Raw genomic sequence first — 25,969 nt, 5'->3', positions numbered from 1 at the left:
ACAAAAAAACATTTTCATGGGTATAATGATATTGTCGAAAACTGAATAGACGGGGCAGACAGAAACCAAGGATCGCTAAGTGCAGCGGTCCTTTTCTTTTGCCCTTCTGCCGGGAAGGAGGAGAGCAATTACAGGCAGATGAAAGCAATGGGTTATCTTATGAAGAGGAGGCATGTGAATGACAGTAGCAAAGAGAGCAATGTCCATCCTGCTTTCAGCGACGATGCTGATGGGAAACCTGGTTTCACCCATAACAGCATTCGCCGGGGAGACAGGAACAGAAGGAAATGAAGCATACGAAGTGCCGGCTGGTGAAACCGGAGCGGAGCAGCCGGTTACGGAGGCACCGGATTATCTGGTAACAATCCCCTATTATGAGGAAGCAGCATTCATGGTTGACGAAAACCATGTAAAGAAGCGCGAAGATGAGAAGGAGACAGTTCTTGCCTACAAAGCCGGGGATGATGTGAAGATCACAGTATCGCAGCGCGAAGGATACGAACTGGAAGAGATCAGGCTTCTTGATGATAAGAAGAACGAGCAGGGATACACCTGGGAGAAGGAAGATACTTTTGTTTTCCTGATGCCTGAGAAGGATTTGAAGGTAAATGCCTCTTTCAGGGAACTTCCGGTTGAAGAGGAAACAGCAGCTGCAGCAGTGCAGACCAACGAAGCTGCAGAGGACACACTTGCACCGGCTGAAAGTACAGCACCATCTGAAGAGTCTGCGTCGGATGATAACACAGTATCGGAGGCTGTCCCGGAAGATGAAAATGCTGGCGAAGCAGAACCTGCGTCACTGGAGGAACCTTCCAACGATGAAGAAACAGATGCGGCAGCAGAGACCGGAATAGATATGGTTAATTCCCATAATGAGGAAACCACTGAGTCCAAAGACCTGCAGATCCCTGCTATTGATCCGGAGACAGAAGCTGACGGATATCCTGTTGGCGGCAGCATTGTCTGTCTTGGAGAGATCAGCATCAGTGCGCAGGCTTCGGAATATGACACGGAGTTTACCTTTGATGATACACCATATCCGCAGGATACCTGCCGCTACGAGCTGAAGTCCAGCTCCGTGCAGAACGGCGTTCCCGGTCTTTACGAGATGATATACCGGGTGGATGAGAGTACGACAGGCCGCTTCTGGTATGTTGTGCGTCCGGTCAGGGTACTGGAAAACGCCGGGCAGACAGACGCGGCGGGTGTCGATCGCAGCGGGGATGAGAGTGAGCAGGACTCTGAAGATGACGGGGAGGATCACATAGAAACGGAGGCGGATACATCAGCTGCGCTGGAAAGTGTTCTGGCCCCGGCAGAAGAAGAGACCGAAGCGGTTTCTGAAGTGGTATCAGAGGCAGTATCAGAAGAGCCGGGCAGTGAAAGCCTTGCAGATACTGAGGATATGACGGAAGGAATTGAAACCGAGACGGAATCAGATCCTGAGGAGGCTGCAGAGAAAAAGAACTCTCACACGGTCCATATTTCGCTTTCGGAGTCATACGTGGTTACACTCGATCATGAGGATGGATCTTATGCATCCGGGGAAACCGTATGGTTTTCCGTCACATCTCCCGCTGATGTTTATATCAGCAGTGTGGCCGCTCAGCTTTCCGGAACTGTTTTCGATGAGGAGGCTTCAGAGCGCAACTATCTTGATATGACTTATCAGGAAGATGAAGGTGGTTACACTTTCGTGATGCCGGATGAGGATGTCGACATTGTGGTAACCATTACCGACGGACCGAAGGCGGAAGAAGCTGTCCAGATCAGTGAGGAAGCCATCGAGATGCCGAGGATGCTCCTGGCTGCGGCGTCTGCAGACGATGATGAAGACTGGGACGAAGCGACTCAGATCGAGGCAAATAAGTATTACTTCACCAGAAAGAGCGGTACTTATTCCCTGAGCTCCTCCCTGGTCAACCAGCAGTCCAACGACCATATGAAGAACGTCCGCTACAGTGTGGACGGAGTTGCAAAGAAAGTACAGGCCTTCTGCCTGCAGTCGACGCTTCCCGCGCCGCCTTCCAATACGACCTATAAGAACTATGTGGATCTGGACGGCGGCGGAGATGAAAAGCTGCTCCGCAAGGGCCTGTTTTACATGTACGGCGGACCGGCGTTCGGGGATACCATCAGCGGGATTAACATTAAGACCCAGATGACCAACGGAGGATGTTCCAATAACACGGATTACTATGGCATTACCCACTACACACTGGGATATATCTATACGGATTCCTTTGGAGGACATCTTTCCGACAAGGCAAAGACGCTGATCAAAAACATTATCGCAAACCTGAAAAAACTTCCGGATCCCGGCAAGGTGGAGCTGGATCCGCTCTCCGGGACGGGAACCTATTCGGCAGCAGACGGATGCTATAAGACAGGAAACTTCAAGTTCTCCGGCTATGCAGAAAACACTGCAACCATTGCACTGGAGAACGGCGTGACGCTGCACAACGTCACGAAGGGAACGACCGGAACCGGCAGCGTGACCATATCTGCAGGAGATACCTTTTTCCTGACAGCGGCAGCGGGCACCGGAACGGTTTATTCCGGGAAGTACTCCGTGAGCACCAAATATCCGGTGGATTATCATGCCTGCGCACTGAAGTTCTCCGGGTACCAGGACATCGGCTTTGCCTATTACACCGGCGGCGCGATTAAGTTCTCCGTGGACTGGCCGAAGGAAGCAATCGTGAAGATTGTAAAGAAGGATAGTTCGACAGGTGTGCCCCTGGCAGGTGCCGTTTATGGTCTGTACTCCGATGCAGCCTGCACAAAGCTTGTGGCACAGTTCCCGCCGACGGACGCAAACGGAGCTTCCCAGGTAATCATTCCTGCTACACAGGCGACCATGTATGTCAAAGAGATCTCAGCCCCGAACGGGTATTACAGAAATCAGACAGCATATACGGTATCAACGCTGGCAGGTGTGACGACGAACCAGGAAGTAACGGATGAAAGAGTAAAGGCAACGATCCATCTGGTAAAGAAGGATCAGGAGACCGGCAGCACCCCGCAGGGAGATGCGGCTTTTGAGGGAGCCGTTTACGGCCTGTACGCAAAAGCAGCAATCAATCATCCTGACGGGAAGACCGGGACAGTGTACGCTGCTAATGACCAGGTAGGAACCTTCCGCATCGATAAAGCCGGGAACGCATCTCTGTCGGATCTGTTCCTTGGCAGCTATTACATCAAGGAGATCACGCCTCCGGTCGGATATCTGATCGATCCGGATGCCCATGATGTCACCTGCGACTATGAAGGCGACATGGTGGCGGTTGTGGAACGTACGGCGGAGTCTTCCGAGACCGTGAAAAAGCAGCCGTTCCAGATCATCAAAGCAGGCAATGACGGAGAGACAACCGATGCGCCGCTTCTGAAGGGTACCGTATTTTCTGTCTATCTGATCAGTTCACTGACAAAGAATGCGGACGGCAGTTACAATTTTGACGCTGCTACGCCGATTGTGGTAAATGCGGACGGCAGCCGCGAGCTGTTTACGGATGAGAAGGGCTATGCGAAGTCTATCCCGATCCCGTATGGAAAGTATATTGTGAAGGAGACCACAACGCCGCATAATTTCAATCCGGTGGATGACTTCAGGGTAACGGTGTCGGAGAACCTTCCGGATACACCTCAGGTCTGGAGAGTGCTGCTGGATGAGCAGTTCAAGGCCAAACTGAAGATCATCAAAAAGGATGACGAGACAAAGAGACCGGTCCTCCTTCCGAATACGGAGTTTAAGGTATTTGACGTAACGAATGACTGCTATGTGGAGCAGGTGACAACATATCCGTTCCCGGTGAAGCATACTTCCTATTTTACGGATGAGGACGGATACCTGATCCTGGCGCATGCGCTTCCGCTTGGTGAATACCGGATCGAGGAAGTGAACGCACCCGATGGATACACCATCAACACTGAGGGTGTTCCGGTAACCGTGGATCAGAATACCGCGCATCTGATCGAAGAGATGAGTGGCGATGTGATGATCGAAGTGACACTGGAAAATCATCCGGTAAAAGGTGAACTGACCGTTTATAAGGAAGGCGAAGTGCTGACCGGTTACAACGGAAAGGAATTCACCTGGGAGGTACAGAAACTGAAAGGTGCTTCGTTTGAAGTCCGCGCGGCAGAAGATATCTTCACACCGGATCATCAGAAAGACTCAGACGGGAACCGCCTGATTGTCTACAGCAAAGGGGAGCTTGTCGATACCATTACAACCGGCGATGACGGCATGGCCGTACTGAAGGATATCCCGCTCGGCAGCTATGAGGTGCGTGAGAAGAATGCTCCTTACGGATACACATTAAACGCTGAGCCGCAGGGTGTTTCCTTTAGCTATGTGGACCAGAATACGCCGGTAATCAGCAAAGAACTGACCTTCTCCAATGAGAGGCAGAAGGTATCCATCACCACCAGGAAACTGGACAAGGAAACCGAAGTGCCGGTGGCCGGTGCGGTGTTCGGACTCTATACGGACGAGGATATCATGCTGGGAGATAAGACACTGGTGGAGAAGAATACGCTCCTTCAGGAGATGGAGAGCGGAAAGGACGGAAATGCGGTATTTACCCTGGATGTTCCTCTTGGAAAATACTGTGTGAAGGAAATCAAAGCGCCGGACGGATATTTCAGCTCGGATGAGGTCATCCCTTATGATGCCTCTTACCGGGGACAGGATATCCCGGTAGTGAAGCTGACGGCTGACAAAAAGAACGCGCCGACAGAGGTGGACTTTACGAAGTCCGATATCACCACCGGTGTGGAACTGGATGGTGCGACACTGAAAGTACTGGATGATAAGGGCAATGAGATCGAGACCTGGACATCCGTAAAGAATGAGCCGCATGTCATCAAACGCCTGCTGATCGGAAAGACCTACCGTCTTCGTGAGGAATTTGCTCCGTACGGATATCTGGTTGCAAACGAGATCGAATTTACGATCGCGGATGACGGAAAACCGGTGAAGGTGGATATGAAGGATGAGGTCCCGATCGCCAGACTGCTGATCAATAAGAAGGGGGAATTCCTGGATAAGATCACCATGTTGGATAACCTGAAGGGAACCGTGGAGTTCTTCTTCGATTACATCAGCGGCAGCCTGAAGCCGGTCACCTTCGAGGTATATGCTGCGGAGGATATCAAAGCGGCAGACGGCGAGAACGGGGATTACTTTAAGAAGGACGAACTGGTAGCCACGATCACGACGGATGACGACGGAATTGCCATGGCGGATAATCTGCCGGTCGGCAAGTACTATGTGAAGGAAGTCGAGACAGCGTATGGCTATGTGCTGGATGACGAGATCCGGTACGTGGACCTGTCATACCGCGACCAGAACACACCCATCGTGACCTACGATGAAGCCTGGCAGAACGCAAGGCAGAAGGTTGCCGTATCCGTCCTGAAGAAGGAGAAGGATACGGAGCGTCCCCTGAAGGGCGGTGTGTTCGGGCTGTATTCGGGGGAGGATATTCTCTCGCAGACAACCGGCGATGTGCTGCTGAAAAAGGATGAGCTGATCGAACTGAAGACAACGGATGAGAACGGCCTGATCCGGTTCATCGCGGATCTTCCCATTGACGGAAAGTACTATGTGAAGGAGCTGCACGCTCCGGCCGGATTTGTCTGTACGTACGAAGTGAAGGACTTCACTGCTTCCTACGAGGGACAGGACCTTATCAGCGTATCTTACGACTTTACCTTCGAGGATGAACCTACCACTGTTGAGATCACCAAGTCCATCCTGACAACAGGGGAAGAACTGGAAGGGGCGCACCTGACAGTTACGAATTCCCTGGGTGAAGTGATCGATGAATGGGTATCCGGCAAAGAACCCCATGTGATCAAGGAGCTGGTTGTCGGCCAGATTTATACGCTGACTGAGACAAAACCTGCTGACGGTTATGCGACCGCTGAGTCTGTCGACTTTGTGATCGGAGAGACCGCCGAGGTTCAGAAAGTGGAGATGAAGGACGATGTGACGAAGCTTGAGATCACAAAGAGCGATATCACGAACGGAGAGCCCGTGATCGGTGCCGAGCTGACTATCACGGATGCAGACGGCAATGAGGTGGCGAAGTGGACGACAACGAAGGAGCCCTATTACATCGAGATGCTTCCGATCGGGACCTATACCCTGACGGAAGTGACAACGCCGGACGGCTATGCCACAGCCGAAACCATAACCTTCGAGGTGAAGGATACTGCCGAGATTCAGAAGGTGGACATGAAGGATGCCCCGATCACGGTAGAGATCTCAAAGAAGGATATCGTGGAGGGTGAGAACGGGCAGGAGCTTGCCGGAGCGAAACTGGAGGTGAAGGATGCGGACGGCAATGTTATCGAGTCCTGGGTATCCGGACAGGAACCGCATAAGATCTCGCTGCTCAAGCCCGGAAAGTATACGCTGACCGAGGTGACGGCACCGAAGGGATACGAGGTTGCCGAGAAGGTTGAATTCGAAGTGAAGGATACGGGAGAGATCCAGAAGGTGACGATGTATGACGCACCGAAGGAAGAAACCGTGGACCTGACCGGTAAGAAGAAAACCACAACAACCGGCGGAGGGTATACACCCGGACCGGGAGGAACGACCAGTGTTGTAACACCGCCTGTCAAGACCGGTGATGATACACCGATCATGCTTTGGGTACTGCTTGCAGCGCTTGGACTGTTTACCGGAGGGCTTGCCATCTCCCTTAAGAAGAAGGGAAGGATTGTCTGAGGCAGGCAGGAAAATGAGTAACCATTATCAGAGAGGACAGCGTAAGAACTGTTCTTTTTTATTGCCCTAGTGAAGGCGGAGTGATCCGCCTTCGCCGGAAAGGAGGCTGAATTGAAAAGACAGAAGAAACTGATCAATAAGGCAGCTGTATTGGGCGCGGGTCTGTCTGCGATTTTTGCTCAGACAGCATCTGCAACGGCAGTTGTTACCCAAAAACTGGGATCACTGAACGAACTGGTCCTTGGGATTGTCACGGCTGCCGGCGTGATCGTGCTGGCCTGGGGCATTTTTGAGTTTGCTACGGCCTACCAGTCCCATGATACTTCGCAGCAGACAATGTCGCTGAAGAAGGTGGTATCCGGGATCATTATGGTGGCGGCACCGCAGATCATTGCCCTGTTGAAGTGACAGCAGGGACAGGAGTAAAGAAAGAGGGAGGGCTGAGAATATGGGCTTAATCAGCGGCGCGATCGATGCCGCGCTCGAGAGCATCGGAAAATCCCTCCTGGATGTGGGGGAGTGGTTTCTGGAGACCGGTTATACGCTCTGGAAAAACGCCGGCAAGCTGACACTGGACTACGTAAAGATCAGTCCGATGTCACAGTCCGGAGCGTGGGGCGTGGTGACCGGTTCCGTTTACCAGATGTCCCTGGCAATTGCTGCTTCCCTGGCTGTCCTGTTCTTCGTGATGGGATGGCTGAGGGAGTCCATTGATATCCGCAACAACTTCACACTTGAAAACATGTTCCGGTTTTTTGTCAGGTACGCGATAACAGCGTCCCTGATCGTCAATTCCCTGTCCCTTGTAACCGGGATCTGTGAATGTGCCACAGCGGTTACGTCCCAGATCAGTGTCAACATGGAGTCAAAGGACGTTGAGAACGTGTTTGAAACGGTGAGGGATCAGCTTGAGGACGATGATGACGCGGATGGCGGCACCTGGATCGGCATGGGACTGGCCGGAATGCTGGGAGGTTTTTTCGGAGGTGCGGTGATCATGGTCTGCGGAGTCAGTCTGGTCCTGTCTGTTTTGTCCAGGCTGTTCAGGCTGCTTTTGTGCGTGCCGTTTGCGCCGGCGGCTTTTGCGGGGTTTGCAGGAGGACATGAATTTGCCCAGACCGGCATAGCATGGCTTCGCACTTTCATCGGGTATGCGCTGGAAGCGGTCGTCATCGCACTGGCGATATCGATCAGCTATGGCATGTTCAAGGATGCGAATATGTTCAGTGCCGGGGCCAAGAGCGGTTCGATTGTTTCCCTGCTTCTTCTGATCTGCGGGTACTGCATGCCGATGGTAACAGCCTGTGCCTGTGTGAAGGGAGCAGAGATGACTGTCAGAAGATGCCTGGGGCTTGGGTGACAAGCATAAAGCATTGTAGTTGAAGTGCTATGTGAACATTGTTATATTTGTATTGTTAGATGTATATACTCAGCTGTAATCAAATTCAAGGCGCAGGTAAGTTGAGGGCAAATCATGAAGAACGAAATAGTCTTGTTTACAGATGGAGAACTCTCTTTAGAGGTTCCAATCACTCCGGAACAGGAAACAGTGTGGCTGAGTCAGGCACAGATGAGTGAATTGTACGGGCGTGATGTATCTGTTATCTCGAGGCATATCAATAATGTTTTTAAAGAGCATGAGGTTGATAAAGAAAGCAATTTGCATTTTTTGCAAATTGCAAATTCCGACAGGCCGGTGGCATATTACAGTCTGGATGTGATTATTTCAGTTGGATACCGGGTAAAATCCCAACGTGGTGTTGCTTTTCGAAAATGGGCTTCCAAAGTATTAAAAGACTATATTCTTCAAGGCTATGCTGTAAATCAGCGAAGAATGGAAGATCTTGGCAATGTTGTCCGGTTGCTGAAGCGTACACAGGATTCCCTCGATAGCCGTCAGGTACTTTCCGTGATCGAGAGCTACAGTATAGCATTGGATTTGCTGGATGACTATGACCACCAAACAATGAAACGGCCGGCGGGATCGGATGCTGTTTATGTATTGTCATACGAGGAGTGTAGATCCGTTATCGACAACATGCGTTTCGGGAACGATTCAGAGTTATTCGGACAGGAGAAGGATGGGTCTTTCCGGGGCAGTATTGGGAACATCTACCAGTTCTTTGGCGGACAGGAGATCTATCCGACGTTGGAGGAAAAGGCGGCAAACCTGCTTTATCTTGTTACAAAGAATCACAGTTTCTGGGATGGAAATAAGCGAATTGCAGCGACCATGTTCCTGTATTTTCTGGACAGGAACGGGATCCTGTATGATGAGAACGGTGAAAAACTGCTGGATGACCATACACTGGTTGCGCTCACGATCATGATTGCAGAGTCCAGACCGGAAGAAAAAGAGATGATGATCAGTGTGATCATGAATTGCATTGGTTGATGGTAATATCTGAAATGAATAGCAGGAGCAGTGAAGGATCGTAGAATACGGTCCTTTTTTAATGCTCCGGATATGAGGAGGGGAGCTCAATGCTGATACCGGTGAACCAGAACATTGATGAGTATAAAGACGATTTTTACAAGGGACTGACCCTGCGGCAGAGTGTGATCTCACTGATCACGATTGCAGTCGGAGCGGCAGTGTATCTGACACTGACCGGTGTGCTTCATCTGCCGCAGTCTCTGGCTTTGTACCTGACACTGCCGGTTGTTTTTCCGATCGCTGCATATGGCTTTTTGAAGATACACGGAATGAATATAGCAGAATACCTGAGGAAAAGCGGCGCGGTGAAAGAACGCAGCAGCTATTCTTTTATCCCGCAGATGCTGCTGTATGGAACAGAGGAGGATGATCAGACCGTAAAAGTGAAAACGACTGGCGGGTCCATGGCGGCAGGTGCAGCGGAATACAAGGCTGACGGCAAGACCCGGAAAGCAAAGATCCTGTACCTCGAGACAGAAGACAGCTTGAGGGACCTGATGGAAGCGCATGAGGAGGTGATGCAGATCACATGAAAGGAATGAAAGAATACCGGGAGCTGACGGAGAAGCTTTACAGAGTTCCCGAGAGCGTACAGCAGCTGATTCCGGTTCATAAAATTGCAGAGGACGGGATCTTTCTGCTGGAAAACAAACCGGAAGGGGCAGAGGTGCTGTTTGATAAAGCGTATCTGTTCCTGGACACCAACTTCGCAACGATGGATGATGCGGAGAAAGATGATTTTCTGCGGCAGTATTGCATGCTCTTAAACTCCATGTCCGTCAGCTTCAAGGTGATCGTGATTAACAACAACCAGGATCTGGCCGGGGTGCACCAGCAGATCTGTATACGGGAGCGGGACGGAGAGTTTCGGGATATGGTTCGTTCTTTCAACGCATATATTGAAGACTGCGTGATGAGGGGACAGGCAGGACTGAAGCAGGTGCGTCTGTTTGTGATCACCTGTAAGAAGAAAGACATACAGCAGGCCCGGGATTACTTCCGGTCCATTGAAGCCAACCTGATGGTGAATTTCTCACGGATGGAAAGTGCGCTGATCCCGCTGAATGCGACGGAGCGGCTGATGCACCTCAGGTCCTTCTACCATCTTGGAGAGGAATTTCGGCAGGGATTTTCCATACAGGACCTTAAGGGGAAACGGGACTGGCTCGATTACCTTGCACCGAGACACTTAAAGTATTTCCAGGATGAATACGGATCCCTGGACGGGAAAACGCTGCAGATCAATGACCGGTATGTGAGAGTCCTGTATCTTCCGCAGATGCCAAGCGGCATCAATCCGGATGTGATGGGCAAGTTCATGTCAGGCTCGTTCCAGTGCGCGGTTACGACAGATGTGGCATCCATTCCGATGGAAGTGGTCCGCAAACGCCTGTCGGAACTGTACATGCAAAACGGCCGGTCTATTGAAAAACAGCAGGAGACAAGGAACAAGGCCGGAGCCTGGTCATCAGACGTTTCATATGATGTCCGGCGTCAGAAAGCGGAACTGGAGGAACTGCTGGACGTGATCAATGACAATAATGAAAAGATGTTTTATGTCGCCATGTATGTAACGATCAGCGCCGATACAAAGAAAGAGCTGGAAAACAACGTGGTGGCTTTTTTATCGGCTGCAGAAGGGGAAGGTTTCCACTTTACGGATGCCATCTGGGAGCAGATCGAAGCTTTCAACACGGCTTCACCGGTAGGCTGCCGGTTCTGCAGCATTATGTATCCAATGTTGTCACAGCCGTTATCTGCCCTGACACCGTTCATCGTGCATGAACTGTACCAGAGCGGCGGCATCGTGTACGGAGTCAACCAGATCAGCCGAAACATCCTGGTGGGTGACAGGAAGACGCTGCTCAACGGAAACGGATTTATCCTTGGTCTTTCCGGATCCGGTAAAGGTATGGAGACAAAGAAGGAGATCACGGAGATCTTCCTGACGACGGAGGATGACATTATTATCATCGACCCGATGAATGAGTATGAAGGAATCGCGGACTACTTTAAGGGACAGTTTATTGATTTCTCGTCGGCCTCAAAGCATTACATCAATCCTCTGGATACGGATACCTTCCAGTACATGGACTCAAAGGCGACGTTTCTGAAGGATAAAACGAACCTGATGCTGGGAATTTTTTCCCAGATCAAGGAGAATGCGATGGAGCCGGAGGACAATTCCCTGATCGGACGCGTGGTGCAGGAGGTATATACGGGCCTTGGACAGAAGGGCTTTGAGACGCCTACGCTGAAGGAATTCTACGAAATCCTGAAAAACCAGCCTGAGCTTCGGGCACAGGCGCTGGCGCTTTCAATGGAGCTTTTCGTGACCGGTGCCATGAACATGTTCTCCCGGCCGACAAATGTCAACACGAAGAATCGTATGACTGTTTACGGTATGGCGGATATCGACAGATCGCAGTCCGGCATGGGGATCATCATTATGCTGGAGAGTATCCGGTCCCGGATCGCGGATAACGCGAAGAAGGGAAGATGCACCTGGGTATTTATCGATGAATTCCACAATCTTTCCCATAATCCGTATTCGGCAGCTTACCTGGAAAAGATCTGGAGAGAGGTCAGAAAGATGGGAGGTCTGTGTACGGCCATCACGCAGAACGTGGCGGACCTTCTTACGACCCAGGCGGTGGAATCAATGCTTTGCAACAGTGAGTTCCTGATGCTGTTAAACCTCAAGGAGAATGAAAGAAAACTCCTGGAGAATGAGCTGGGGATTTCACCGAACCTGATGCAGTACATTTCCAACCCGGATCATGGGTGCGGCCTTTTGAAGTTTGGCAACCGGGTCATCCCGATTGACGGGCGGCTGCCGCACGAGAGTGAGATGTATAAGCTGTTCAACACGAATTTCCATGAACTCTCGGCAATCAGGAAAAAGAAGCTGAAAAGGGAGGCGGGAAGCCTGGAAAACATACTCCGGACAGGAAGCTTTTCACAGGCTTGAGAGATTGCGAAGAGAGCAGGATGGTCACGAAGAAAAATTAGCATGTCACGATAGTATCTGCAGAAGAATAATAAAAACTATCGTGTGACGCAAATACCAGCCGGGAGGAAGGGAGGATGCGAAAAGTCAGAACTGCGCTGGATACAGCGATACGGACCAAAAATGTAAGAAGCTTTTCCGGAAGAACCGGCTGGCATGGAAGAAGCACCCGGGGGCATCCGGGAAGGTATGCAGTCGGAACTTCATTTACAGGGATGCATTGGAGAAGGAATGCCGCTGCAATTACATATCGGAAAGAGGCGCTTTCGAAGCTGTCACCGTCACAGCGACGTGCATTTGAAAAGCTGCCGGCAAAAACACAGGAAGAACTGCTCATCAAAACTGAGAAGAGGATCGACAGACGGATCGGCACTGGCAGATACAGAGACAACGGGACAGCTGCAGCGGTGGCTGAGGGGTCAGCCGGAATAAGGAATGGCAGGATGAATTCCCGGGGCTCTCGTGTACGGACATTCTCTGAGCAGATGGATGAGTATGGCTGGAATGATTATCGGCCGATGACCGGACAGCCAGGATATCCTGAAAGAAAAACAGATCCCGCACTGCTGCAGACAAAGATGCGGCAGGCAGGAAAAAACAGGAAGGACGCAGAGGATTCAGCGGATGAGACGGACGTAAGGAAAGACGGATACAGGGATTACAGTGAAGCTTATTCACGATCTGATGATCTGTACGCCCGCAATTTCCGGAGAAGGAGAATGTCCCGGCAATTCGCCCAGAGGACGAGAGATAAAAGACCAAAGACCTGGCGAAAGGTCGTAGGAGGTTCCAGAACCGGGAATCCGGTGCTGGAACTGAAAGACCAGCCTACACAGGGTGGCGGTTTTGGAGAGAATTTCCGTGAGAGCGGCAATCCGGCAAATGGTAATGACGCCAGGAAAAGAAATGGTGCCGGCAGTGAAAAGCAAAGAGGGACCGGAGATAAGGCCGGAAAGAAGATCAGCCGCGATTATGCCAGGACACTGGGACGGCTTATTGAGTCACAGGTACGCTTTACGAAGCAGTTGGAAAACAGCCGGATGGAATATCAGAAACAGAAAACAGTGCAGGAGATGGAAGCGAAAGAAGCGAGAAGGGCATACCGGATCGTTTCTTTTTCTTTATCCCGGCTGAAGGCGGCCGGCGGGGAACTGGTGAAAGCCGTCAGGTTTCTGGCATCGAAAGGAAAGGGATATCTGATTCTGCTTCTGGTGCCGGTTATGCTGCTGGTCATGATGGTTCCGCTGTTGCTGTCTTCGATCTCTTTGACACAGGAAGAGCCGACAGCCAATGCAACAGCCGCAAAGCTTGTGGAATATGCGCTTTCCTGGGTGGGTGTCACCAAGTATGTATGGGGAGGCGGCCGGGCATACGAAACAGACTGGCAGGACTATACGGACTGCTCCGGGTTTGTGCATGGCGTCTTCTCGCACTTTGGTTTCGAGATCGGCGGTGACACGGTCTCCATGGAAGGAAGCGGAACACTGGTTACGGCCAACAGCACGGACAAAGCCTTGCCCGGAGATATCATCCTCTTCTTTACAGGCGGGATTGCTTCCGGCAATTCCACACATGTTGGGATCTACATCGGGGATGGGCAGATGGTGCACTGCACCGGAAGCAGGTCAAATACAACACCTGGAAATGCAGGACCTGGAGTCATGGTGACAATGGTTTCCTACAGCACCAGGCAGTATCAGGTGAGAAGGATCATTCCGGAAGGTGCAGCCGGCGGAGTGGGAACCGGAGGGCACAGGGTCGATCCGACCAATTATTCCGTGGCGGACCTGCAGCTGATCTGGGCGATCGTAGCACAAGAAGACAACGGTTCTTACGAAGGAGCCCTGGCAGTCATCTCATCAGCCATGAACCGTACGGAGTCGCCGACCTGGAGTTATCTGGGGAACACGGCGATGAAACAGCTGTGTGCTCCGGGCCAGTACTGTTACAGCAATGATCATTACTGGGAAGCAAGGCTTGGCGGCAATGTACCCGAATATGTCAAGCAGGCAGTGAATGACTGTCTGAAGAAGGGAATCAGAAACCATTCCTTTACAAGCTTCAGAAGCACGAAGGGTAAAACAACCGGACCAAATGCGGTCCAGATCGGAGGAAACTGGTTCTTTGGAAACTAAGGAGGCGATCAAGTGAAACACAAAAAGGTATTGGCACTGCTTATAAGTGCTGGTCTCTCAGCCGGAAGCCTTCATGGCTGCAGCCTTATGCCGCAGACAGCATTCGGAATGGAGACACAGGAGCAGGAAGAGGCAGGAGAGGATATGACAGATGGAACAGAGGAGAACGCACAGAATCCGGCGCCGGCAGATGAGATGCCTGCCCCGGAGGAAGGAGAGAAAACGGGATCGGAAGAAATCGTCCTTGAAGCGGCGCAGGAGGACAGCCCCGGCACAGATGAGGGATCAGCGCAGACAACTGATCCGGATGGAGCGGACATGGAACCGCAGACGGCAGCAGAGGGGGGCGGCGGTGACGAAGCGCATTCTTCCGATGAAACTGGCACGTCATCCGGGCAGGAGACGGTGGCGCCTTCGCCGGAGGAACCATCAGATCATGCCGGCAGCAGTGCCCCGGAAGAGACGGACGGCATACAGGAAACAGAACCTCCGGTATCCCAGTCGGCAACGGAAGAGACAACAGAGAAACCTTCCGGGACTGGTCAGCAGGGGAGTCCCGGAGATCAGCCGCAGTCTGAGCCGGGAACCGAGACCGAAAGAATAACGGAAACGCAGGATGACCTGCCGGATCCTGAAAGCGAGACTGCAACGGAAGAACTGCAGACGGAGAAGCCGGTAACAGAGACGGAAGAACTGCTGGCAGAAGAAATCGAAACAGAGGTAGAAGAGGACCTTTTTGGAGGGTCCGGCTATGGAGGTGCTTACTACTCGAATGGAAGCTACTGGGACAAGAGCTGGTATTTCAAACGGGATTTTCGGTTTACCCAGGTTGATAAGGTTTTCGGAATTGCCGGCACCTCGCGTCTGGCCAGGATCTATGAGGCACCTGACACCGGTTCCGGAATTGTCGGGGAGATTCCCTATTTTGGCCTGGCTTATGTGCTGGATGAGAAAGACGGCTTTTATTACATCGAGTCCGGTGATGCCCGGGGCTTTATCCCGAAGGAAGACCTGTCAGTAGGAGACCATACGGATGAAACAGTAGATCTTCTGGGTGAAGAAGCATTTGAGGAAGCGGATGCAGATGTGGAGATTTCCGATAATGCGGCGTTCACTTTTACTAAGACTACTACGCAGGATGTGGTGACAGAGAAGGACTACGCAATCACTTACATGCCCGGCTCCATTCTGGAGTATCCGAAGGATGGCGCAAGGACGGTCGGTGAGATCGGAAACGGCACCCTGGTATATGTGCTGGAAGATGCAGGCGATGGATGGCTGTTTGTGGAATCCGGTGATGTAAGAGGGTTTGTCAAAGCGTCGATGCTTCTTACAGGAGAAGGGGCAAAAGCCGTGACGGAGGATATGGGAGAGGGAACGATCTCTCTTGCGGAGGAAGTGATTACCCCGGAGGAGAACCGCTCCCTTTATTATACCCTCACTTCCGTAAAACCGGCTGTTGATCAGATGGGCGAGTCAGTATGCGAGTATGCGCTGTCCTTTGAGGGGAAGCTCCCATATGTATATGGCGGTACAAGCCTTGGATTCGGAGCGGACTGCTCAGGTTTTACCCAGAGTGTATTTGGCTGCTTCGGGGTCAGCATTCCCAGAACTGCCCAGGAGCAGGGGGCCAGCGGACAGGTGGTAAACGGACTTGGAGATGCAAGGCCGGGCGACATTATCTATTACGGATCCGGGCCGCATGTCGGGATCTACCTGGGGGATGGAAAGGTGATCCAGTGCAGCGGCAATGAGAGCAACACTGCTTCGAATCCCGGAAAGGGACCGACAATCAGTGCAGTCGACTACATGCCGATCACATCCATCAGAAGGTACATCATTGAAACGCAGGGAAAAGTACCCGGCATCAGTGAGAGCGGGAACCGGCAGGACGGATCTGTTTATTCACAGGATCAGCTGGAACTGATCTGGGCAATCGTTGCGCAGGAAGACAATGGTTCCTATGAGGGAGCCCTTGCGGTCATTTCTTCCGCCATGAACAGAACCGAGTCAGAACGGTGGAGCGGCTGCGGAGGGGATGCACTCACACAGCTGACCGCTCCGGGACAGTACTGCTACAGCCTGGATGACTACTGGAGGCCTCGTCTTGGAGGAAATGTTCCGGAATATGTGAAGCAGGCGGTCAACGACTGTCTTGTGAAAGGCATCCGGAATCATAACCACACAAGCTTTAGAAGCACGAAGGGAAAGACAACCGGCAATGACGCGGTGCAGATCGGCGGCAACTGGTATTTCGGGACCTGACGGGAGGTGCAGATGAAAGACAGAAAAATGTATTACCTGACAATGATGGCCGGAATTCTGATCCTGACGTTCATGGTTCCGGTCTTCATCCGTGCGGCCTCCCGGGCTTTCATCAATCGCTTTGCCCCGGCAGCTGCAGAAGAACAGACGGAGGCAGATGTGGAGCGTTACCGTGTGATGGAAGGATTTGCGGAAACGGAAGATGACGGCCTGCTATCTGAAATTTCAAGTTCGGGCGGGAACAGCGAAACCGGAGAAAAGAACAGCGATGAACAGCATGAACATGATCCGGATCTTGTGAGAAAAGAACTGCAAGAGCAGAAGGAGCAGACGGACATCGAACTGTCTTCTTACCTTCGCAGACAGAAACCGGCTTTATCGGAGAGCCGGGCGGGAATGCTGGAGGCTTTTGCGGAAGGGAGAGAAGAGGCTCTGACAAAGGCAGTGGCTGATCATCTCTACGGCACTTATGGATCTTTGTACGACATTTCCGCCATCGATGTGGTGGACTTTATTGATGACAACAAAACAGAGCTGACCTGCCAGATCATGGTGACGGCAAGGATCGGAAGCAGGGAGTACTCCGAGTACTACTTTGCCACTTACAACAAGGCATATGACTTTTACAGCATATATGCCTATCACGAATAAGGAGGAGACTGTATGTATAAGAAGAAAAACAGGATGCCCGTGATCGTAACGGGAGCAGCTGTCGGGGCATTGATCCTGGTTCTTTTGCTGCTTTCGCTGTTTACGAAGAAAAAGCCGGAGGCACCGGTGGAAGAGATTGCAAAGCACGAAGTGCTGATCTATAAAGCGACCGGCGGAAGCCTGGAATTTCCTGAGAGTTACCTGGAAAGCGAGAACGACTCCGAGGTAAGGCTGTCCGTTGAGGAAGATGCCATGGTGACTTTTATTGCCAAACCGCAGACCGGCAAGATCTTTGGCGGCCTGACAATCAACATGGCAAAAGACATCAACCAGGAGATTTCCTATCTGGTGAACGATGTAAAGGGAGAGGATAAGCGGATCAATTTTGTAATGCCCCAGGGCGATGTGCTGGTAAACATGAAGTTTGTCATGGAAGAGGAAGCACAGGAGCAGACGCCTCCTGCGGATGAACCGGAGGAAACCGAGGCAGTAAGCGAAAAGACGCAGGAGGCGCCGTACGGGTTAACACTTCACGGACTGACCGGAGAGATCCTTGCATCGTACGATGGCGCATTTGATGATATCGCGTTCCTGCAGGCGCTCGGAGACGATCTTCACATTAACTCTGCCAGGAGCGAGTACCGTACGGTAACGGATGTGTACTTCTCCGACGAGGCATATGACGGTGAGAAGGAAGACGGGAAGGTTTACCATTACATCTACTTCAACAATGATCCCAGATGGCGTGTGCTTTCCACATACTTCAAAAAAGAGCGCACCTACATGTTTACGGAAATTCAGGAAGACGAGACAGAAAACACTGCAGCTGATGCTGACAGTAACACTGCAGGATCCACTGCAGGAACTGCATCCACATCCGCAACAGGATCCGGCAGCACGGGCGGTTATTCCCAGGGATCACCGGTTACGACTACAACATCTTTCGATATCATGCAGGTGTCAAAAACTTTCCTGAAGTACGTTGGAGATCAGGACCGTTTTTATGAGGAATGCTTCCAGTACGTGCTTCTGAAGGGTGGCAGCGGCAATATCGTCGGAACCATGAGCAGCTATGAAATCCTTCCGGAGAAGGATAAGGCGAAGTTCACCATTACCTTAAGCACCGGCGGTGTGATCGAAGGATCCTACAACAGAAAGAAGGATGCCTACAGTTTCGGAGGACTGTAAAAAGATGAACCTCAACGGATAGAACATATTTTGAAGGAGCCGTCTCACCGGCTCCTTTATCATGCACGGACAAGAGAGGAGTGCAGATGAAAGAAGACATGATTAAGAAAGATAAAGACGGAATCCTGCAGGCACAGGATGACAATATGATTGATAGAAAAACCGACTGGACGGGGGAACATCCGGAGATTGAAGAAGTCTCACTTGAAGATGATTCGCCCGGATTTGAGTGGGGATGGATGAATGATCGTTCCCTGATTATGAAGGCTGTCCTGCCTGCAGTCTGTTTAATGATCGGCGTGCTGATCCTGATCATCGCAGGAGTTTCTTCGGGGAACTCCAAAAAGAGGCCGGTGAAGGAAACATACGTAAGCAGTGTTCCCAGAGAGGATACAGAGACTGCAGCAGATAAGGCGCTGAGTCCGGAAACAGAAGATATGGAAACCGAAGAGAACAATACCGAAAGCAAAGGTAGTGGAGCCAATGACAGACTGATGGAAGAACTTGATAAAATCCAGGATCAGCTGACGGAGACGAAGAACAGCCTTCAGTCCCTGCATGACACGGTCTTTGGTGAAACAGGACAGGGAACCTCGCTTGGCTGCGTCACAACGGTCACGGGGTTTACCGACAGGGAGAAGAGGGAGATCGGTTTTCTGGAATCTGACTTTCTTAAGGATGCCGGGGCATTTCTTGCCGGACAGCAGATTCAGACAAAGCGCATCATTATCGAAGACCGGATCGCCGGTTCATCCAGCGCGGCCGTTGCTTTTCAGGGAAGGCTGGAAGGAAAAGATGATTATATCCTGGATGTAGTTTTTTATCCTGATCTTCCCGGAGAGTACATTTTCCTGCTCAGAAACGTGAAGGGCAATGAGAGGGGAAATAACGGTCAGACTGCGCAGGGCACTGACGGGCAGAGTACATCGCAGGCCTCCCAAAACAACAATTCGGCGCAGACAACGCGGGCGGAAGCAGCTGTGGGGCAGAATACGGAAAGCACACCGACTCCGCAGAATTCTTATGATGCCACAAATCTGGCAATAAAGAAGATCCCGGAGACACTGCTCAATTACATCGACAACCGGTACGAGTTTCAGTACAGCCTGTATGACTGGCTTTACAACCATGGGAAGAAGGACGTCGAATCAGCGACGGTCACGGATTACAGCATCGATGGCGATTCGAGGACAGCATCGATCTCACTGTCTCTTTCAGACGGGAGCAGTATATCGGCCGTGTATGACAAGACAGGCAACAGCTACAGTTTCAAGAGGTGAAGCGATGGGAGAAGAGCAGATCATCATTAAGGCCGGACCGGTCGGGATCGTACTTGGAAGCCGGTCGAGGGAAGACATGGAAAAACTCCGTTTCCTTGTATCGCTTGCAGGAACATATGAATATGTGCAAAACGGATCGTTGCGGCTCCTTTGCTGTGACAGGCGAAAAGATGCTGACGATGCCCTGGCGGATCCGAAGGCAAAAAGCAGTACTGAGCTTTTAGGGGAGTTTGATGGACATTATTATCTGGCAGCAGACCAGGCCGGTGCACTGCATCTGATGAAAAAGCACCCTGGCTGCTTCAGGGTCGTGGATGAGTCTGAACTGCTTAAGCTGCTTCAAAAGATCAGCAGCAGTCAGGATGCGGCGGCAATGCGAAAGTATCAGAAGCTGCAGAAGCACATCGATGTCGGGACGGAGGTGAAATCGTCCTGACAGGATGAGTTCGGCGCAAAAACCACCAAACTGGCAATTACCAGTTTGGCTGCCATTTTTAAGGGGTCTCAGGGGCTTCCCCTGACAAGATGCGTTTGGCTGCCAAAGGCGTATCTTGCAGTTCGACCCGGGAAAATGATGGATGATTGATACAGGGATTGGAAATTCGGAGGAGAAGGAGAAAATGGCACAGGCAAAGGACAGAAACAGGACCATCAGGTTTACGGTACGTGTGAACGACCAGGAAGCAAAATGGCTGCGGGAAGCTGCATGGAGGGAGAAACGGAGCATTGCGGACTTTATCAGGAACCGGGCAATTTCCGGAGATCTTCCCAGGATCCCGGTAGAAGTATCGGAACTGATGAAGCAGCTGAACTATGAGGTCAACCGGATTGGCGTGAATATCAACCAGCTGGTACGCAGTTACCACATTAACGGTTATCAGACCAGTGCTGAGAAAAGAAGGCTGGAAGAAGATCTGAAGGAGATCCGGTCCTTACATGTAAAGATCTGCAGCCGGCTTACGGAGATGGCGGATGGCAATCACAAAACTACTGCGCCTTAAGGAATGCAGCCGCGGGAATAAAGCGCAGCACCTGAAGAACAACATCCGGTATATCCTCAACCCGGAGAAGACACAGGGAGGTCTCAATATCGGAGGGAATGCCGGTGTTACCTGGGACTGGGTATACGAGACGATGGTGGAGAATAAGAGATACTGGCATAAGGAAGACGGATCGCAGGGGTTTCACTATGTAATCTCTTTTCCACCGGAAGCAGATGTCTCCATACAGACAGCGCATGAAGTCGCACAGGAATTCTGCAGCGAACTGCTTGGTGAAAACTATTATTACGTTTATGCCATCCATGACGATAAACCACATCTTCATATCCATGTGACTTTCGACAGCGTTTCGCGCCTGACAGGTTTGAAGTATCATTCCCCGCATGGGGACTGGGAAAAGAGGATCCAGCCTATTACCGCCGCAGTCTGCAAAAAGTTCGGACTGCCGCCCTTAACTTACGGCGAGGAGAGAGTGGGTGCTCCTTATGAAACCTGGAGGGAGAACAAAGAAAGACAAAATGGTGAGAAGACGGATCCAGACAGGGTTTCCTGGACGGATATCATCCGGGACGATATTGATGAGGCGGTAAGGAACAGTGATTCCTACGCCTCATTTCTGTCTTACCTTCAGGCCATGCATTACCAGGTCCGGGAAGGCAAGTATCTTTCCCTGAAACCTTACGGTAAGCCGAAGGCAGTGCGGACCAGATCGCTTGGTCCGGGATACGGGAGGGAGGAACTGATTGCCCGGATCAAGACTGCGAAGACAATGGAGCGCACGGAGCCATTTGTTGTGTATGGGGGTATACAGGCGATCAGACTCCTGATGATCAGAAAGAGGCAGAAGAACAAAAACTTTCACCTGACACCGTTTCAGCGGCATTTCTATTATCGCTGGCGAAACACCTGCTTCATCCGCAGGCCGGAGCTTAAGGATGCATGGAAATATAAAAAGGATGTGGTCAGGCTGAAGGAACTGTCGGAGCACATTACTTACCTCCTGGATCGTGATATCGGATCATTGGATGACCTTGCTGAGAGGCGGGCTGGACTTGAAACAGAGCGGAAAGCTGCAGGCACGGCCTTTAACTTCGCAAAAAGAAAACTCTACCGGAATCCGATGTTTGCCCTGGTGCGGGAGAGAAAGAGGCTGATTGAAAACAGAGAAGAAAACCGGGAAAGGATCCGGGAGCTTGAAAACCAGATCCTGGAGCATATGCCGCTTGAAAAGGCACTGAACCAGTATATGGAAGCACAGCAGGAATATGACCGGTGCCGCCTGTACTTAAAGGATCTTCGGCATGAGATCAAACTTCTTGAAGGCATCAGGCAGGAGGCAGAGAAAGAACGGCAGCAGACTGCGTCTGTACCGGGAGATGAAAAGAAGCAGAAGGGCATTGAAAGAAACCGTGATGTACCGGAGCGCAGACTTTAACAATGAAAAGAAAGGTGATCGGGTAAATGTCTACAGAAGCATTAACAGAGAAAACGTTTGAAGAGACAAAAACGGAGAGCGTAACGCCTGCCAAGGAGGAAGCGCAGAATAACAGTCAGATAGATGTTCCGGCAGACAGTACCGGGGAAACGGTGATCGGGAAAAAGGAGCGTTATGAGCAGCTGATTATCAGGCATGGCATTCCGGAACAGGAGAAGTTCATCCATAAACGGGAGCAGTTGTATCTGATGGTGGAGCAGATGCTCAGTGATGCCTTCATCGGGAAGGTGATCGATTATCCTTCGCAGACGATTGACCGGCTGCGGATGGCCGCATTTGCCATCGGGGAGGATTTTCTGCTGAAGCAGCTTACGGATCAGGAACCGCAGGAAGAGCAGATCCGGGAGTGGATTGAAGACTTCATGAAGTCAACGAATGCGGAGGAAGAGACCGGACCAGCAAATTCTTCTGTTGAGAAGAGTCTTGACATCATGGGACGGCATATGGTTCGGCAGCAGGAAATAGCCAGTGCACAGATCACGCGGCTGACGGAATATATCAGACAGATCAATGAAATGGAAAGGAATAAAAACGAACGGGAGATTCAGGATCTGCGGGAAGAACACCAGAAAGAGCGGGAAAATGCGCAGAAGCGGATCGATCTTCTGTCTGATGAAAACTTCCGCCTGAGCATGCAGATCGAAGAAACACAGGAAGAGGCGAAAAAGCAGGCCGACCCCGGTCTGTTTGCGCAGAGGCGCCGGAACAGGGAGCAGAAGCGGAGGGAAGAGTTTATTGCTTCCGTCCTCGGCAACGGAGATTTTTCCAGAGAGCAGCTTGCCGTGATCGAGCGGGTCGTCTCGAAAGACTTCTCCCTGCTTCAGCTGCAGAAGATCTGCGATCCGAAAGTGAAGCCGGAGAACATGGAACTGCTGGAAGCATATTACGAGAGGAGACGAATACATGGGTAAGAAGTCCGGGAATGAAAAGAGAGCAGAAACCAGTAACCATATGCGACAGCAGAATGATCAAAGGAAGCAGGAAAAGATGCTTGAGAGATTCCTCGCGGCAACGATTGAGGAGTTGATCCTTGCAATCAGCGAGCTGCCGGACGGTATCATTCTGGAGGTGTATTTCGATGATGAAGGATAACCGGGGACTTCCTATCGTGAGAGTGCGTTTGGAACAGGACCGGGTGATCGGAAAAGAGTCGGTCAATACACAGGATAAAGCGGTGGAATACATTATCCGCGAGTTTGCGGATCTGGACCGGGAGGTCTTTATGATCCTGAATTTGGATACCGCCTTACGTCCGATCAATCTGAACGTTGTCAGTATGGGAACGCTGAATGAAGCCATGGTACATCCCCGCGAGGTTTTTAAGGCAAGCATTCTCTCCAACGCAAACAGCGTGATCTGCATCCATAATCATCCGGGCGGGGATGTCACACCCAGTGATCCGGATATTGCCGTAACAAACCGTTTGACGGAATGTGGTAAGATCCTCGGCATTGAGGTTGCGGATCATCTGATCATAGGCGGCAGAGATGGCACATACTTCAGCTTTCAGGAAAGTGCCAGAGCGAATATGCAAACGATGGGAATGACGGAGAACGAGCGGGCGGCTGAGAAACGGCTGTAATGAAAAGATTAAGTTACCGAGCCGGCAAAAGGTTTAAGGAGCTGCTGGTATGATTATCGGAAGGAGGGATTATATGGACAAGATGGTGAAGCGCCTGATGGCATACGCATCGTACCTGAAAAGAATGAAGGGATGATGCATGGAATGAATTGAGAGAAAACCATGAAGCGAAGACCAGACCGGTCTTTTTTTTATTTGCCAGTTATGGAGGAAATGTATGGATTATAAGGAATTTTGCGAGCACATCAAAGATGAGATCAAAGGCTTTCTGCCGGAGCAGTATGCTGCATATGACACACAGCTGCACACAGTCTCAAAGCCGAATGTCGGAGAGCAGGTCGGACTTACCTTCGTACCGCCGATAAGCGGCACTCCCGCACCGGTGATCTATCTGGAGCCCTACTATGACGCATACCTGAACAGAGGGATGTCAGTAGGACGGCTCATAACACAGATCGCCGATACGGCAGTGAAAGGAATTGAGAGGGGAAGAAGCGGGGTAGGCGGCATGCTTGGCCTGGTTCCCGATATGGCTGACTGGAATAAGGTAAAGGATAAGGTCACCGTACGGGTGATCGGTGTATCGCGAAACACGGAACTTTTGAAAGAGATTCCCTGCAGGCTTTTTGGGGATATTGCCCTGATCTACCAGGTCAGTGTGAAAGCACCGGATGACACTCTGATGACCGTCCGCATCACCAACAACCTGATGGAGCAGTATGGCATCTTAGAACCGCAGCTGTACGACACGGCCATGGAGAACTCCCAGCGTCTTCAGAAGGTTACCTGCCGCCCGATGGGCGAGGTGATCGGAGACCTGCTTGGACCGATGGATGATCCGATCATTGATGAAGCACCGGCAAAGCTCTATGTATTGTCGAATGAAACACTGCAGTTTGGAGCTGCAGCCCTGTTTTATCCGGGCGTGATCGAAAAGATCGGGAATAGCATTCCTGAAGGTTTTTATATCCTGCCCTCATCCATTCATGAGGTCCTGATCCTGCCGAAGAACCAGGGAGAGAAGGCCATGCTTGAAAACATGGTGCAGGAGATCAATGAAACGCAGGTGGCACCGGATGAAGTGCTTTCGGATTTCGTCTCCGAATATGATGCACGAACCCGGACCATGGAGTGGGGCAGAGATCCGAATCTTACGCTGCCGGAACAGCTGAAAGATAAGACTCCGGATAGAACGCCGATGCTCCCGAAGGATGTGATCCTGTGACAACAGTCTGCATGATGGAAGGGGAGGCGAACAGGCGATGGCTCATGATGTGGAACTGGAACGGATCGAGGAGGAGATCCGCCGGCATGACGAGCGCCGGAAAAGGCTTGTTGAGAGGAAAAACCGCAGGATGCGGCAGATCCGTGAGAAGCAGCTCAAAGACAAGGAGGCGTGGATGAAGAAATTCATCCCGCTTCTTGATAAAACCCTGGAAGAGCGTCTGGGGGAGCTCTACTGGTATGGCCATGCAGCGGAAGACATCTGTACCGGATTTGGGCAGATAAAGAAAGCAGGGAAAGATGCGGCTCATCATAATGATCATGAAAAAGAAGAAGGAGGAGTGCAGGGGTGAAGGTCAGAGCAGAAATGAATATCATTGACAAAGGCAGTCTGGTTGCTGCCGGCGATGTGTTCCTGGAGGAAAAGATCGTGATCCATCAGGTCAAGCTGATCGCGACGAAGAATAAGGAGACCGGGAACGACATGTGGGTTGTTGTAATGCCGGACAAGAAGAAAGGCGATTCCTGGGACAAGGTAGTTTATATCAAAGACAGGGATGTCTATAAGGAAATCGAGTCCGCAGTCATCCAGAGTGTGGAGCATGCACTGAAAAAAGATATGGGGGAGTATCGCCTGGACGTGAGTATTCGCCTGTTTGATAAGGGAGATACCAAAGCATACGCTACGATTACCTTTAATGATGCCGTTGAGATCCACGGAATCCGACTGTATGAGCGGGAAGGGCAACTGAAAGTAGCATACCCTTATGAAAAACGGGATGAGACATACCAGAACCTGGCCGGTCCGGCGACGCTGTATGTGAAAAGCTTCATGGAAGAGGATATCAAAGAAGCCTATGAAAAGAAGATAAAGGAGATCGGCGGGCAGTCACAGGTTCCGGATGAGATCCCACCGGAGTTTCTGGCCGGATCCCCTTTTGAAGAAAGGAGCCGGTAAC

The 25,969-nt window shown here is 51.3% G+C and carries 20 protein-coding genes and 1 pseudogene; all 21 read left to right on the top strand.

Features of this window, described 5'->3' with window-relative positions; all coding sequences use genetic code 11:
- Nucleotides 1–178 precede the first annotated feature (178 nt).
- The 21 genes and pseudogenes from FYJ35_RS03060 (at nt 179) to FYJ35_RS14930 (ending at nt 25,968) form a co-directional block, all read left to right on the top strand.
- Nucleotides 179–6,742, top strand: a complete 6,564-nt coding sequence (locus tag FYJ35_RS03060) for a SpaA isopeptide-forming pilin-related protein (RefSeq protein ID WP_154522957.1) — start codon at nt 179–181, stop codon at nt 6,740–6,742.
- A 111-nt stretch (nt 6,743–6,853) separates the two neighbouring features.
- Entirely contained in the window at nt 6,854–7,150 is a 297-nt protein-coding gene (locus FYJ35_RS03055) for a hypothetical protein (RefSeq protein WP_154522954.1), read from the top strand.
- Nucleotides 7,151–7,190: 40 nt separating this feature from the next.
- The gene (locus FYJ35_RS03050; protein ID WP_154522951.1) at nt 7,191–8,102 is read left to right on the top strand and encodes a hypothetical protein; all 912 of its coding nucleotides are present in this window, start codon (nt 7,191–7,193) and stop codon (nt 8,100–8,102) included.
- Between the two features lie 114 nt (nt 8,103–8,216).
- Nucleotides 8,217–8,573, top strand: a pseudogene (locus FYJ35_RS15160) (virulence RhuM family protein); the annotation flags it as partial.
- Nucleotides 8,574–8,576: 3 nt separating this feature from the next.
- Nucleotides 8,577–9,137, top strand: a complete 561-nt coding sequence (locus tag FYJ35_RS14940) for a type II toxin-antitoxin system death-on-curing family toxin (RefSeq protein ID WP_328597036.1) — start codon at nt 8,577–8,579, stop codon at nt 9,135–9,137.
- An 89-nt stretch (nt 9,138–9,226) separates the two neighbouring features.
- Nucleotides 9,227–9,712 (top strand): PrgI family protein, encoded by a 486-nt coding sequence (locus FYJ35_RS03040; RefSeq protein ID WP_154522945.1) that lies wholly within the window; start codon nt 9,227–9,229, stop codon nt 9,710–9,712.
- Nucleotides 9,709–12,150: a VirB4-like conjugal transfer ATPase, CD1110 family gene (locus tag FYJ35_RS03035; protein WP_154522942.1), complete on the top strand. Its 2,442-nt coding sequence runs from the start codon at nt 9,709–9,711 to the stop codon at nt 12,148–12,150. The genes FYJ35_RS03040 and FYJ35_RS03035 overlap by 4 nt, the downstream gene beginning before the upstream one ends.
- A 116-nt stretch (nt 12,151–12,266) precedes the next feature.
- Nucleotides 12,267–14,324: a C40 family peptidase gene (locus FYJ35_RS03030; protein ID WP_154522939.1), complete on the top strand. Its 2,058-nt coding sequence runs from the start codon at nt 12,267–12,269 to the stop codon at nt 14,322–14,324.
- Nucleotides 14,325–14,336: 12 nt separating this feature from the next.
- Nucleotides 14,337–16,589 (top strand): NlpC/P60 family protein, encoded by a 2,253-nt coding sequence (locus FYJ35_RS14935; protein ID WP_154522936.1) that lies wholly within the window; start codon nt 14,337–14,339, stop codon nt 16,587–16,589.
- A 12-nt stretch (nt 16,590–16,601) separates the two neighbouring features.
- The gene (locus FYJ35_RS03020) at nt 16,602–17,240 is read left to right on the top strand and encodes a hypothetical protein (RefSeq protein ID WP_154522933.1); all 639 of its coding nucleotides are present in this window, start codon (nt 16,602–16,604) and stop codon (nt 17,238–17,240) included.
- Nucleotides 17,241–17,252: 12 nt separating this feature from the next.
- The gene (locus tag FYJ35_RS03015) at nt 17,253–18,428 is read left to right on the top strand and encodes a hypothetical protein (protein ID WP_154522930.1); all 1,176 of its coding nucleotides are present in this window, start codon (nt 17,253–17,255) and stop codon (nt 18,426–18,428) included.
- A gap of 86 nt (nt 18,429–18,514) precedes the next feature.
- Nucleotides 18,515–19,708, top strand: coding sequence for a hypothetical protein (locus FYJ35_RS03010; RefSeq protein ID WP_154522927.1), 1,194 nt, complete (start codon nt 18,515–18,517; stop codon nt 19,706–19,708).
- A 4-nt stretch (nt 19,709–19,712) separates the two neighbouring features.
- Nucleotides 19,713–20,144 carry a hypothetical protein gene (locus FYJ35_RS03005; protein WP_154522924.1) on the top strand — a complete coding sequence of 144 codons (432 nt, stop codon included), beginning with the start codon at nt 19,713–19,715 and terminating at the stop codon, nt 20,142–20,144.
- A gap of 184 nt (nt 20,145–20,328) precedes the next feature.
- On the top strand, nt 20,329–20,709 hold the full coding sequence (locus FYJ35_RS03000; RefSeq protein ID WP_205839679.1) for a plasmid mobilization protein: 381 nt from the start codon (nt 20,329–20,331) through the stop codon (nt 20,707–20,709).
- On the top strand, nt 20,681–22,144 hold the full coding sequence (locus tag FYJ35_RS02995; RefSeq protein WP_154522918.1) for a relaxase/mobilization nuclease domain-containing protein: 1,464 nt from the start codon (nt 20,681–20,683) through the stop codon (nt 22,142–22,144). Before FYJ35_RS03000 ends, FYJ35_RS02995 begins: the two co-directional genes overlap by 29 nt.
- 26 nt (nt 22,145–22,170) lie before the next feature.
- Nucleotides 22,171–23,115, top strand: coding sequence for a hypothetical protein (locus FYJ35_RS02990; RefSeq protein WP_154522915.1), 945 nt, complete (start codon nt 22,171–22,173; stop codon nt 23,113–23,115).
- Nucleotides 23,108–23,296: a hypothetical protein gene (locus FYJ35_RS02985; RefSeq protein WP_154522912.1), complete on the top strand. Its 189-nt coding sequence runs from the start codon at nt 23,108–23,110 to the stop codon at nt 23,294–23,296. Before FYJ35_RS02990 ends, FYJ35_RS02985 begins: the two co-directional genes overlap by 8 nt.
- The gene (locus FYJ35_RS02980) at nt 23,283–23,786 is read left to right on the top strand and encodes a JAB domain-containing protein (protein ID WP_154522909.1); all 504 of its coding nucleotides are present in this window, start codon (nt 23,283–23,285) and stop codon (nt 23,784–23,786) included. Before FYJ35_RS02985 ends, FYJ35_RS02980 begins: the two co-directional genes overlap by 14 nt.
- Nucleotides 23,787–24,003: 217 nt before the next feature.
- On the top strand, nt 24,004–25,011 hold the full coding sequence (locus tag FYJ35_RS02975; protein WP_154522906.1) for a DUF5688 family protein: 1,008 nt from the start codon (nt 24,004–24,006) through the stop codon (nt 25,009–25,011).
- Between the two features lie 37 nt (nt 25,012–25,048).
- The gene (locus FYJ35_RS02970; RefSeq protein WP_154522903.1) at nt 25,049–25,363 is read left to right on the top strand and encodes a hypothetical protein; all 315 of its coding nucleotides are present in this window, start codon (nt 25,049–25,051) and stop codon (nt 25,361–25,363) included.
- Complete coding sequence (locus FYJ35_RS14930; RefSeq protein WP_154522900.1) at nt 25,360–25,968, top strand: septation protein SpoVG family protein; 609 nt, start codon at nt 25,360–25,362, stop codon at nt 25,966–25,968. Before FYJ35_RS02970 ends, FYJ35_RS14930 begins: the two co-directional genes overlap by 4 nt.
- Nucleotide 25,969: the final 1 nt, after the last annotated feature.

The sequence above is a fragment of the Porcincola intestinalis genome (assembly GCF_009696445.1).
Classification (GTDB): domain Bacteria; phylum Bacillota; class Clostridia; order Lachnospirales; family Lachnospiraceae; genus Porcincola; species Porcincola intestinalis.
The sequence above is the reverse complement of the archived record's forward strand: the minus strand, read 5'-3'. Positions and strand labels throughout refer to the sequence as shown.